At 69.5% G+C, this 12717-nt stretch carries 6 protein-coding genes; 3 read left to right on the top strand and 3 right to left on the bottom strand.

Features of this window, described 5'->3' with window-relative positions; all coding sequences use genetic code 11:
• Positions 1 to 3: 3 nt before the first annotated feature.
• Positions 4 to 3006 (bottom strand): InlB B-repeat-containing protein, encoded by a 3003-nt coding sequence (locus BLQ50_RS03805; RefSeq protein WP_175559002.1) that lies wholly within the window; start codon positions 3004 to 3006, stop codon positions 4 to 6.
• Between the two features lie 156 nt (positions 3007 to 3162).
• Between BLQ50_RS03805 and BLQ50_RS03800 the strand changes: the two genes are divergently transcribed.
• A complete protein-coding gene (locus BLQ50_RS03800; RefSeq protein ID WP_093181281.1) occupies positions 3163 to 4977 on the top strand; it encodes a sensor histidine kinase in 1815 nt (604 codons plus the stop codon).
• A complete protein-coding gene (locus tag BLQ50_RS03795) occupies positions 4968 to 5618 on the top strand; it encodes a response regulator (protein ID WP_093181280.1) in 651 nt (216 codons plus the stop codon). Before BLQ50_RS03800 ends, BLQ50_RS03795 begins: the two co-directional genes overlap by 10 nt.
• A gap of 436 nt (positions 5619 to 6054) precedes the next feature.
• On the opposite strand, the gene BLQ50_RS03785 is transcribed toward BLQ50_RS03795, so the two are convergent.
• Complete coding sequence (locus tag BLQ50_RS03785) at positions 6055 to 6702, bottom strand: GyrI-like domain-containing protein (RefSeq protein ID WP_217629088.1); 648 nt, start codon at positions 6700 to 6702, stop codon at positions 6055 to 6057.
• Between the two features lie 13 nt (positions 6703 to 6715).
• Complete coding sequence (locus BLQ50_RS03780; RefSeq protein WP_245700855.1) at positions 6716 to 7900, bottom strand: methyltransferase; 1185 nt, start codon at positions 7898 to 7900, stop codon at positions 6716 to 6718.
• Positions 7901 to 8145: 245 nt separating this feature from the next.
• Between BLQ50_RS03780 and BLQ50_RS03775 the strand changes: the two genes are divergently transcribed.
• Entirely contained in the window at positions 8146 to 12705 is a 4560-nt protein-coding gene (locus BLQ50_RS03775; RefSeq protein ID WP_175559001.1) for a lamin tail domain-containing metallophosphoesterase family protein, read from the top strand.
• Positions 12706 to 12717 lie beyond the last annotated feature (12 nt).

Raw genomic sequence — 12717 nt, 5'->3', positions numbered from 1 at the left:
CCGCTACTTCGCTGCGAGACGGCGGCGCGATCGCGCCGCGACGAGGAGGACGCCGAGCAACATCATGATGCCGGCCAGCACAAGCGCCGGGACGGACCCTGCTCCGGTCGTGGCGAGCCCGTCCGCGTCGGGCTGTGTCGCGGCGGCCCGGACCGCCGTGTCCACGGCAGGGGCGGCGCTCGGGGTGGCCGCAGCGGGCGGCGTCGGGCTCGGCGTCGGCGTGCCCGACGGTGGTGCGCCCGGCGTCGGGCTCGGCGTCGGACTCGGGCTCGGCGACGGACTCGACCCCGGCGTCGGCTCAGGAACGACGAACTCGATCACCGTGACCGTCCCGGTGGTCTGCCCGACGAAGACCAGGTGGTGAATCCCTGGGGCCAGCGCCGGCAGGACGAGCGCGCCGCGCTGAACCACCCCGTTGACGACAGGCAGCACACCGAGCGCGACCGGCGTCGAGTAGACGAATGCGTCGACAAAGCTATCCCTGGCGGCAGACCACGGAGTTCTGGCGCCGTCGGGACGGACCGGCCACCCGTTCCTGCCGGCGAGGTCGAGAAGGTCGTCGGTGGTGGCGGCCGGAGCGGCCCCCTGGGCGGCCTTGACGTTCACGCGCACCCCGACCGGGTCCGACGTCGACCCCGCGAACAGCGTGTCCGCGGGGGTGAACACGGCGGTCAGCAAGCGGTCGCCTACGCCTATCGTCGTCGTGGTCAGCGAGAAGACCCCTGCGGACACGGTGCCAGACCCGAGCGACGTCGTACCGTCGAAGAACTCGATGGTCCCGGTCGCACCAGCCGGAGCCAGCGTGCCCGTCACCGTGACCGCAGCACCCGAGACCACCGACACCACGTTCGGGGTCAATGACACGGACACAGCCGTGAGCTCCGACCAATGCGCCGTCAGGGCAACGGACCCCACGACGGTGTCGGAGACGAAGTTCCAAGCTGTCACGGAACCGGGAGCGAACCATCCGACGAACTCGTAGCCGGTGCGGGTCGGCGCCTCAGGCTCGTCGAGCGGTGCCCCGTGCTCGATGGTCTGCGATCCGACCGTGCCGCCGCCCGCGCTGTCGAACGTCACGGCATAGCTGTCCAGGGTCCAACGTGCGGTCAAGACCGTCGGGCCCGTGACCTTGCCCGCGGCGAAGTCCCATGCGGTCGCAGACCCGGCCGCGAACCAACCCACGAGTGAGTGGCCGTCAAGGACAGGATCGGCGGGTTCGGTGAGGGGCTGACCGTAGGCGACCACGACGCCGTCCACCTGAGTTCCCCCGGCGGAGTTGAACTCGATGTTGTAGTCGTCCGCGGTCCAGTGCGCGTACACCGTGGCGTGGTCCACGATGGCCACGCCCACGTTCCACGGAGTGCCGCCCGTCGCTGCCGTGTACCAGCCCGCGAAGGAGTGACCCTCACGGGCCGGTATCCCGGGGGAGGTCGCATGTGAGCCGTGCAGCACGGTCTGCGCCGAGACCGGGCTACCCAGTGCACCGGTGTCGAAGACCACTGTGTAGATGTTGGCGATCCAATGCGCGTACAGCGTCGTCGGACCCATGATCGGCGTGGTTGTTTTCCAGAGGACGCCGCTCGTGGGACCCATGTACCAGCCCGCAAAGATGGAGCCATACCTGGTGGGAGCAGTCGGCAACGTGAACGTGGCCCCTTCGAGCACGGACACAGGCTCGATGGTGCTGCCACCGTCGGTGACAAAGTTGACCGCGTGCGACGTACCCTGCCAGCTGGCATACCAGGTGGCGGTCGACAGCTGCGTGGTCGTCGTGAGCATCGAGCCGGCGCCCGGCAGCGGAGACGACGACCAGCCCGTGAATGTGGCGCCCGCGCGGGTGGGCGCAGCCGGTACTGGCATCCCGGCTGCCGCCAGCGTCGGCGCGTAGACGCGCACCGCGCTCGGCGCCCCCGTTCCGCCGGTGCTGTCGAAGGAGAGCAGGAAGTTGTTGCCGGTCACTTCTCCGCTGATGGCTCCGCGGATGGTTCCCGTGTTGCGGACTGAGCCACCGTAGGAGACGTCCAAGGCGCTTCCGCTCGGGATGATGAGCGTGCCCGAGTTATCGAAGGACCCACCTCCGCCATATGTGGCGAAGCGCACGGCCGTTTCCGACACCCCGCGCGAGTTGGACGTCCATGCAGTCACGGTAGCGGGATCGTGGATCGTGATGCCGGTCGGCATTCCCCAGCTGCATGCGCCGCCCGCACTGAGACCGCTCGTGCCGATTCCCGGCGCGCAGACGCCCTCTCCGTGCGCATTCACCACACCGCCGAGGATGGAGATGCTCCCGAGGAGGCCCACGGCTCCCCAACCGGAGCCGATTCCAGCGGCTTGGGTTCCGCCCTCTGCCGTCACAGAGCCGCCGTTGATCGTCAGTACGGGAACGACCGCATACACACCGCCACCAATTCCAGCGCCCCCGGTCGAGCTCCCGGTGGCCGTCACCGTACCGTCGTTGATGGTGACCGATCCGGGCTCTGCCGACACTCCCGCATCTGAACCCGTACCGATCCCTGCCCCCCATTGACCGCCGGTGGCGATGACAGTGCCACTGTTGATCACCACTGTCCCCATCCCCGATTCACAGCCGCCGATGCCCGCGCAGCCAGAAGCACCACTCGCGCGAAGCGTCCCCGACCCGTCGAGGGTGAATGAGGCACCTGCCTCCACTTCGATGCCTGCCTGGCCGTTCGGGTGACCGTTCTCGCCGATCCCGATCACGGTCAGCTCATATCCACCGAGGTCAAGAGTCACATTCTTGCCGCGGGTGACGACGAGCCCGGTGCCGACGATGTCCGCACCAAGCTGGACCGTGCCACCCGCGGCGATGGCATCCTCAAGATCCAGAAAGGTCGCCACTGTCGTCACACCCGCGGCCGATGCCGGCAGCGCGACCGCGGTGAGCGCACCCGCGAGACCGAGGACTGTTGCGAGGACGGCGGCGACTAGGCACGACCGTCGATCGGCGCGACCGGGCAGGCGACTAGGCAAGCGGGTGAGCAGCATAGACACGACGCTAGACGCCCGCCCCATCGCGACGGAGGGTACCTAGGTCGCCAATCTTGACCCATCCGAGCATCCAGGGCGCGAACCTCTCCGGCGAGCCACGATCGGGGGATAGCATGCACTTCCTGCGGACTCACAACCACGTACAGGGGCGGGATGGCTCGGACAGACAGCAGCACCGAAGCGGTCCGGGGTCGGGCGCACACCACGCTGCGTTCCCCCGGTCCGGGGCACTCTCCGCTCCGGCGATCCTTCGATCGGGCGCTCCTGGCGATCCTGGTCTCGGGGCTGCTCTTTGCGGTCCTGCTCGTCGCGCTCCTGCCCCTCGACGGCCCGGCGTCTGGCGTCCTCGTACTGTTTCCCATCAATCTTGTGGTGTATCTGCTCGCCGGACTGCTCGCTTGGTACAACCGTCCGAGCAACCGGATGGGCGCACTGATCCTGCTCGCCGGGGGCGCCGTCTTCCTCGGAGGGGCAGGCAACACCGAGATCCCGTTGTTCGTGATCATCGGGACCATCGGGGCGAGCCTCCCGCTCGCGGTGCTGGTGCACCTCCTGCTTGCGTTCCCGACGGGCGAGCTCCGCGGCAGCCTCGAGAGGTTCACGGTGGGCGCCGGCTACGTCACGGCCGTCTTCCTGCAGATGCCCTCGTATATGTTGTCGGCGGACGGCCCCGCGCCGACGCTGATCATCACGGACGCACCTGGTCTGGCGGAGGCGGGAACGGCCGTCCAGTCGGCGGTCGGCGGCGCGGTGCTGCTGCTGACCGCGGGCCTCTTGGCCATCCGGCTCGGCCAGGCGACCGGACTCGAGCGCCGCGTCCTGGTTCCGTTGTACGGCTATGGGATCGTCGCGATGGCGGTCCTGCTGTTCTCGACGCGCCTGGTGCGCACGCTCCTCGACTGGGGGCCCGAGGCCGTCGGCATCCTCCAGCTCTCGGCCTTCCTCGGCGTACCCGTCGCGTTCGCGCTGGCAGTGCTGCGCGGTGGCGTCGCGCGCACGGGCGAGCTCGAGGAGCTCGGTGCGTGGCTCGGGGCGGCCGGCGACGAGAAGCCCGCGATCGCGAGCGCCCTGGCCCGCACGCTCGGCGACCCCTCGATCGAGGTGTGGTTCTGGGTGCACGGCCGGTCGACCTTCGTCGACGTCGACGGCGTCGACATCAGTGACGCGCGGTCTGGTGAGCGCCGTGGCCTGGAGGTCGTCGAGCTGGACGGCCGCCTGATCGGGGCGATCTCCTACGACGAAGCACTCATGCCCGACCCTGAGCTGGCCCGCACCGCGAGCCGGGTGGTCGCGATCGCTCTCGACCGTGAGCGGCTCACGGCCGAGCTGCGCTCGAGCAGGCACGCCCTCCAGCTCTCCCGAGAGCGCCTCGTGGAGGCCGCTGACCAGGAGCGTCGCCGCATCGCGCAGGACATGCACGACGGGCTGCAGGTCAAGCTCGTGCTCCTCGCGCTCGAGGCCCAGCAGATGGCGGGCGCGACCGGCCTGGGAAGCGGGGACCAAGTCGCCATCCGGGCAACCGCCCTGCGGCGGGGGATCGACGATGCCGCCGCCGAGCTGCGCGGGCTCGTGCACTCGGTCATGCCCGCGGCCCTCATCCAGCGGGGGCTGTCCGCCGCGGCCGAGGACCTCGTCGACCGCATGCCTATCCCGACGACGCTCCATCTGGGCGTCGTCGACGGCGAGTGCTCCCCGGTGGTCGAGAGCGTCGCGTACTTCATCGTCGCCGAGGCCCTGACGAACGCGGTCAAGTACTCCGAGGCTCAGCGGATCCGCGTGAGCCTCGTGCGGCGCGAGGCGAGCCTGCACATCGAGGTGAGCGACGACGGCCGGGGTGGCGCGCGCACCCCCGGCGGTTCGGGGCTGCTCGGGATGTCCGAGCGCATCGACGTGCTCGGGGGGACGCTCGTCGTGGACAGCGAGCACGGACAGGGGACTCATATCAAGGTGGAGGTGCCATGCGGGTAGTCATCGGTGAAGACGAGGTGCTGCTGCGACGCGGCCTGGAGCTGGTCCTGGGCGGGGGCGGCTTTGACGTCGTCGACGCGGTCGGCGACGCCCGCGCCCTTGAGGAGTCGGTGGCCGCGCACCGTCCGGACCTGGTGGTCACCGACATCCGGATGCCTCCCACCTTCACCGACGAAGGCCTCGTCGCGGCCGCGCGCATCCGCGCACAGTTCACAGGCACGGCCGTCGTCGTGCTCTCCCAGCATGTGCAGCGGCGGTACGCGGTCGAGCTGCTGAGCGACCGCGCCGGGGGCGTGGGGTACCTGCTCAAGCAGCGCATCGCCGACGTCGACACCTTCTTGGAGGACCTGCGCGAGGTGGCGACGGGCGGGACCGCGATCGACCCCGACATCGTCGCGATGATGGTGGCGCGCGCGCGACTCTCGGACGTCGCCGTCGGCCGGCTGACCGCTCGCCAGCAGGAGGTGCTCGCGCTCGTCGCCGAGGGGCGCAGCAACGCGTCGATCGCGGCGAGGCTCTTCCTCACGGAGAAGGCGGTGGTGCAGCACACCTCACGCATCTACGACGCGCTGTCACTCCCGGTCAACTCCGACGCGCACCGTCGGGTGCTCGCCGTCCTGCACTACCTCAACCAGGAGTAGGTCCGGCGCGGCACGATTGCGACCAGCCCCTTGTGGCGGATGCGGTCAGAACGAGAACCGGCTACTCACCCGCGGCCTGCGCGTATCGGTCGCGCTCAACCTGCAGAAGGACATCCACCTGCTGCTGCGCGACCGCGCGCACTCCGACCAGTACAAGGGCAGTAAGCAGAGACGCCACGCCTACCAACAACATCACCGTTCCGAGCGAGGCCTGAAATGGCGCCCCGTCAAAGAACCTGCGGCTAGAGGTTCCCATCAAGATTTGCCAACCGAATAGCAACAGGACAGGTGACACAACAAAGAGTCCAGTCGCCACCCCGGGAAGGCGGATCCGCGAAGACAGCTGCTCCGATGTGTACTGCGACTGTGAGTCCGTCATGTCTGAACCCTACGACTCCCCTCCCCCAACCAGGGGTAGGCGGGAGCTGCGTCGCCGCTACTTGAGCACGCCCGCGCGGCCGGTCGCCGCAACCACCGGCTGTCTGAGGATCGTCTTGAGCTTGGCGGGAGCGGTCCGCCGCGCGTCGGAGAGGTAGATCTCGTGGTGGTCGCCGTTGAAGGTGAGGCCATGGGCGGGCAGGTACTCGTGGTGCAGCCGGTCGAGGGTCGGTGCTTCGTCGTCGTAGGACCCGACGTGCAGGATCTGCACCGACGTCCCCTCCTCGAGGGTGATGAGGGACAGGCGGTCCAGCGCCGGCAGGGTCTTCTTCGCCCCCGCCACCTCGATCGCCGCCGCGACCATCTCCGGAGTGATCCAGTCGGGCTGGTTGATCATCAACGTCCAGTCCCACGCGGCCTTGTCGCGCGTGACGAACGCCGCCATGTCGGCCGCTCGCCAGAGTCCTTCCAGCGGGCCGACGACGAAGTCCCGACCAAGGGTCTTCTTGCTCTCGAACTTCAGCGTGTAGGCGACCGAGTACAGGGCTTCGATCGCCTCGGTGTAGGCAGGCGCGGTGTTGGGATCACCGTGCCCGTCGACCGCGAGGTAGCGCAGCTCAGGCACCTCGACGACCGTGAAGTCCTTCGCCGACGAGGAGTAGAGCTCCTTGCGCGCCCGCTTGACGTCGTACTTCTCCACGGCCATCACCCCCGCCCGCTCACTTCCCCGACATCACCGCAAGCCGCCACAGGGACGTCACTTCCTTGACCCGCGCCGCGTGCAGCGGGTCGTTCGCATCCCCCACCCGAGGGTGCGTCGGCCGGATGTCGTGCCGTTCAAGAACGACCAACCCGGCATTCTCGATCGCCCCCAGCAGCCACTCGCGCGTGCGCAGGCCGAGGTGCTCGGCGAGGTCGGAGAGCACGAGCCAGCCTTCGCCGTCGGGCGTCAGGTGCAGGGCCAGGCCACCGAGGAAGCGCAGCAGCATGCGGCTCTTGGGGTCGTAGACCGCGTTGTCCATGAGCGTGCGCGACGTCGCGGGGACCCACGGCGGGTTGCACACCACGAGGGAGGCTCGCCCGGGCGGGAACATGTCGATGAGCTCGACCTCGACACGGTCGTCCAAGCCGAGACGGGCGAGGTTCTCGCGGGCGCAGACGACGGCCCGCTCCTCGCTGTCAGTCGCCACGACGCGAGAAACTCCCCGTCGAGCGAGCACCGCGGCGAGCACGCCGGTGCCAGTGCCGATGTCGAAGGCGAGGTCTGTCGCGGGCAGCGGGGCCTGGGCGACGAGGTCGACGTACTCGCTGCGCACCGGGAAGAACGCGCCGTAGTGCGGGTGGATGCTCGCGTCGAGGGCGTCGACGTGGATCCCCTTGCGACGCCATTCGTTGGCGCCGATCGCCCCGATCACCTCGCGCAGCGACACCAGGGACGGCTCGTCGATCGCGTCGTAGGCACCGGCGAGCGCCTCGCGGATCTCGGGCGGGCGGCGCAGCGGGACGCCGCCCCCGGCCTCGAGCGGGATGAGCAGCATGGACAGGATCCGGGCGCGGTGCGCGCGGGCCTGGCGGTAGCGGTAGAAGGCCTCCGCCGTCGTGCCGCCGGTCGCACCCTCCGCTGATTCGGTGCGTCGTTCGATGGCCTCGAGGAGCTGGCGCGCGTTCTGGAAGTCGCCGCGCCACAGCAGGGCGACGCCCTGGGAGGCGTCGCGGTAGGCCTCTTTCGCGGTGTAGTGGTCCTCGATGACGATCATCCGGCTGGGCGCGGGCACGTCGTTGGCGGTGCGCCACCGGGCGGTCTGCTCCGTGCCGTTCTCCTCCCAGCCGATGAGCGCGCCGTCACCGACGACGGCATCAAGCTTGGTGACGGGAACACTGACGGGTTCGACGATTCGTGCCACGGGGAAACGCTCCAGGTTCAGGGAAAGCCACATGGAGCCGGAGAGACGGCGGCACCAACGGACGCGTGTGTGCGTCCTGGACGATGAGACGGGGTGGCCCTGAGCATATCCCGCGGCGACCCGCCCACCCGGGCCGCGACTGTGTCACCCTCGCGCTTCCCCCCATTCACCCCGCGGCCACCACCGCGCCATCCGCCTCTCATACGTTCGCCACATCCACGCTTCGAATGAGAGAAGGACCTTCCGTGCCACTCCACCTCCCCCGGGCGACGACGAAGGGGGTGGCGGCCGTGACGGCTGTCGCTCTCGGCTGCGGTCTCCTGGCCGCGACCGCCGCGACCGCCGCAAACGCGGCGACCGCAGCAGCCACCGCCACATCCCCCTGGCCGCTGGTCGTCACCGAGATCGCCCCGGACAACACCGGGTACGACAACTTCGAGTTCTTCGAGGTGGTCAACACCTCGGGCACGGACATCGACCTGTCGGCCGCCGGTGTGAAGCTGGCGTACACCTTCGTGAACTCCGACGACCGCACCAAGGACGTGCCGCTCACCATCCCGGCAGGCACCGTCGTCCCGGCCGGTCAACCCGTGGTGTTCTGGATCGACTACACGTCGGGCAACGTGGACACCTCGGTCAAGACCGATGACGACTTCCGCAACTTCTACGCGGCCGAGACCGGCCAGCCCGCCGGCACGTACCCGATCGTGCGTGTCACCGGCCAGGCCGGGCTGGCCAACGGCGGTGAGCGCGGCATCCGTCTGGTCGCCGCGGACAGCTCGGTGATCAGCTGGTCCTACTACCCGACCGGTTCGGTCGCGGCCGCGCGCTCCGCGCACTTCAAGCTGCCGTCCACGACGTCGGCCCGCAGCCTCGATGTCCTGACCGCGGCCGGGGTCCCCAGCCCGGGCACAGTCCTGGCGGAGGCGCTCGTCGCGCCGACGGAACCGACCGATCCGGAGACCGGCGAACCGACGCCGGACCCCACCGTGCCCCCGACGACGGATCCCACGACGCCGCCGACCGCCCCGGCCGCCGGCACGCCTCCCCTGATGATCACCGAGGCCCTCCCGGACTCGATCAACGTCGGCGGCTCGGACGGCTACGAGTTCGTCGAGGTCTACAACACCACGGACCGTCCGATCAGCTTTGCCGACTACGTGCTGCGCTACCTCTACCCGCTCGAGGACCTGACCAACTCCTCGGTCGTCGACTGGCTCTCCACCCCGACGGACCCGGTGATCGCCCCGGGCAAGACTCTCGTCCTGTGGGTCAAGAACGGCCCGAACGACGCCCTGACGGCCGCCGACTTCAACGCCGTCTTCGGTACGTCGCTGACCCTCGGTACGGACCTCGTCGAGGTGTTCTCAGGCGGCATGGCCAACGGCAGCCCGCGCGGCCTGGAGATCACCACGCGCACCGGCGTCAGCGTGAACAAGGCCTACTACAACCTCGGCGGCGCAAAGGACGTCGTGGTCAGCAAGGGCCTGCAGTACGCCTACGACCCCGCGGCCCCCGCCCGCCAGACGCTCACCGGTTCGGCCGCACCGACCCCCGGCGCCGTCACGCCCGGGCAGGTCCCCGCCGCGCCCGTCACCTCCCCCGCGGACACCTCCGCCCCCAAGGTCACCGACCGCACGCCGTCGACCTTCTCCCTCACCGAAGCCCTCACCGTCGACGCGACCGTGACCGACGACGTCCTGACCCGCACGGTCACGCTGTTCCTCAAGGGCAGCTCGGACGCGGACTTCCAGGCGATCAACCTCGCCTCCGACGGCAAGGACGGCTACCGCCACGCCGTCAGCGCCGCCGACCTGACCGGCAAGCGCTGGTTCGACTACTACCTCGTCGCCTCCGACGGCTCGAACACCACCACGACGACCACCCGCCGCATCGCCGCCGAGGGCATCGACACCTCCCCCGTGCGCCTCAACGTCGCCGACGGCCAGTTCGTCGCCGGCACGACGACGATCGCCGGCTCCGCGGACACCTACCCCTCCCCGGTCACCCTCGACATCGACGGCGCGCCGGTCACCACGCAGCCCGCGCTCGAGGCCGCTCCGGTCTTCGCCTTCGAGGCGGGCGGCGTCGACACGTTCTTCAAGAACGGCGTGCTCATCGGCACGGACGTCCTGCGCATCTTCGACGACGGCATCTACTCCGGCTTCGACACCATCTCCACCCCGGTCCCGCTGAGCTACGTGACGCAGGGCCAGACGCTCACCCTGAGCGTCTACGCCGGCACCAAGGCGGCGCCGGCCATCGACCTCGGCGAGAACAACGACGACTTCCAGATCAAGAACCTCCGCCTGATCCTTCCCGACGGACGCACCCTGCGACCGGCCGGGTACACGGACCCAGCCAAGGTCCTCAACATGGGCGACAGCGCCGGCAAGCTCGACTTCTACGACGCCGTCTTCACCCTGCCCGACGACGCGTTCACCGCTCGCTCCGCGAGCTGGGACACCCGGGCGGTCGCCGACGGCGACCACACCGTCCGCGCGACCACCGGCTCCGACGAGGTGACCCGTCGGGTCGTCGTCGACAACACCGCGCCGGCCATCACGAGCCCGCTCGTGGAGGGCAAGAACTACCAGGGTCCGTTCACGGTCGACGCCGCGGCGACCGACGCCGGCTCCGGCATCGCTTCGCTCACCGCGACGCTCGACGACGACGCGGTCGCCCTCCCCCTCGAGACGTCCTCCCTCACCCTGCAGCCGGGCACGCACGTCTTCACAGCGACCGCCACGGACGCCGCGGGGAACGCCGCGACGCACACGGTGACGTTCTCCACCCCGGTCGAGAAACCGTCGTCGGGCTCGCTCTCACCGGGCGACTCGGCCACCGTCGCCGGACCGGGCGTCGAGCTGACGGCCACCGTCACGGATCCCAGCGGAGACATCCTCGACGTGACCTTCAACGAGGGCTACCGCCTCTCCCCCACGGATGCGTCCGTGACCAGCTACTCGGGTACCACCCGCGTGGCCAGCGGCCTCGACCGCGCGGGCAGCACGGCGCTGAGCGGCGACGACCTCGCCAAGATGACCGCCGCCGACGGTATCGATGCGACCGTGACCTCCGACGACGCCTTCCCCTACCAGCTCTTCGACGTGAGCGTCCCGGAAGGCTCTGGCGACGACTACCTGGCCCGGGTGAGCTGGTCCGGCACGGCGAATGCGGGCGCGAAGGTGCTGCTCTACGTCCTGGACGTCGCGACAGGAACCTGGCAGGAGCTCGACCGGCACGTGACGATCGGGGAGGACTCGACCGAGTTCACCCTGGGTGGCACGGTCCCGGCCACCGGGCACACGAAGGGCGGCGTCATCCAGGTGCTCGTCCAGCACTCCGAAGGCTTCGCGGGGGCGGACCAGTCCACCCGGACCGGGCCCGCCGCGCGGGCGACAGGGGGCAGCGACACCCCGCGCTCGGAGTACGACTTCACGCTCGGCTGGGAGTCGGACACGCAGTACTACAACGACACGTACTACGACCGTCAGCTCGACATCCACAACTACTTCCTCGACAACCGCGAGGCGATGAACCTGCAGTACGTCTTCCACACCGGCGACATCGTCGACAACCACACCGACCAGCACCAGTGGGACAACGCCACGGCCGCCTACCAGATGCTCGACGACGCCCAGCTGCCCTACGGGGTGCTCGCCGGGAACCACGACGTCGGTCACAAGGAGGTCGACTACGGGCCGTACTCGACGTACTTCGGTGAGGCCCGCTTCGCGTCGAACCCCTGGTTCGGCGGGTCCTACCAGGACAACCGCGGTCACTACGACCTGATCACCGCCGGCGGCCTCGACTTCATCATGCTGTACATGGGCTGGGCTCCCGGCGACGCGGAGATCGCCTGGATGAACGACGTCCTCGCCCGGTACCCCGAGCGCAAGGCGATCATCAACCTGCACGAGTACATGCTCACCACGGGCGGTCTCGGTGAGGTGCCGCAGCGCATCCACGACGAGGTCGTGGCGACCAACCCGAACGTCATCATGGTCTTCTCCGGGCACTACCACGACGCCTTCACGCGGGTGGACGCCTTCGACGACGACGGTGACGGGGTCCCCGACCGCAAGGTGCACCAGATCCTCTTCGACTACCAGGGCCTGCCCGAGGGGGGCCAGGCGTTCCTGCGCCTCATGCACTTCGACAACGAGGGCAAGACGATCACGTCACGGACCTACTCGCCCTATCTCGACCAGTTCAACTCGACCGACCCGTCACTCGAGATCCAGCACCAGGAGTTCACGATGGACTACGCCGACTTCAACCTGGTGCCCCAGACGAAGTCGCTCGGCACGGACTTCTTCTCGGCGGAGATCCTCACCACCCACGCCATCGCGTCCTTCGCGGACGTGGCCAGCGGCACGACGCTCTCCGCCACCTGGGAGACCCCCGGTGCCGGCCTGCACGGCTGGTACGTCACGACGACCGACCCCTTCGGGGCCATCGACCGGTCGGCCGTTCAGCTGCTCACTGTGGCCGCGGGACCGGTCGTGCCCACCGACCCGCCGACCAAGCCGGTCGAGCCCGGGACGGGTGGCGCTGGTTCTGGTGGCACGGGATCGGGTGGCACGGGCTCAGGCAGCACCGGCACACCGGGCGCGACCGACCCGGCCGCCCCGTCGTCGGGCAAGGCCGCGGGCGACGCTGGGGGCAAGGCGTCCGGGGAGCTGGCGATGACCGGCACGTCGGCTGGCCTGTTCCTCCTGCTCGGTCTGGCGTTCTCGCTGCTGACAGCGGGCGCGACAGCCGTCGTCGCCGCACGGGCACGACGCGGGGCACGGGAGTAGCCGCAGGGCCCT

Source organism: Sanguibacter gelidistatuariae (assembly GCF_900096585.1).
GTDB classification, from domain to species: Bacteria; Actinomycetota; Actinomycetes; order Actinomycetales; family Cellulomonadaceae; genus Sanguibacter; species Sanguibacter gelidistatuariae.
The sequence above is the reverse complement of the archived record's forward strand: the minus strand, read 5'-3'. Positions and strand labels throughout refer to the sequence as shown.

What these genes read in the sequence shown, in the direction of transcription:
- BLQ50_RS03805 (WP_175559002.1), bottom strand. Translation starts at nt 3,006, where the DNA reads ATGCTGCTCACCCGCTTGCCTAGTCGCCTGCCCGGTCGCGCCGATCGA.
- BLQ50_RS03800 (WP_093181281.1), top strand. Translation starts at nt 3,163, where the DNA reads ATGGCTCGGACAGACAGCAGCACCGAAGCGGTCCGGGGTCGGGCGCAC.
- BLQ50_RS03795 (WP_093181280.1), top strand. Translation starts at nt 4,968, where the DNA reads ATGCGGGTAGTCATCGGTGAAGACGAGGTGCTGCTGCGACGCGGCCTG.
- BLQ50_RS03785 (WP_217629088.1), bottom strand. Translation starts at nt 6,702, where the DNA reads ATGGCCGTGGAGAAGTACGACGTCAAGCGGGCGCGCAAGGAGCTCTAC.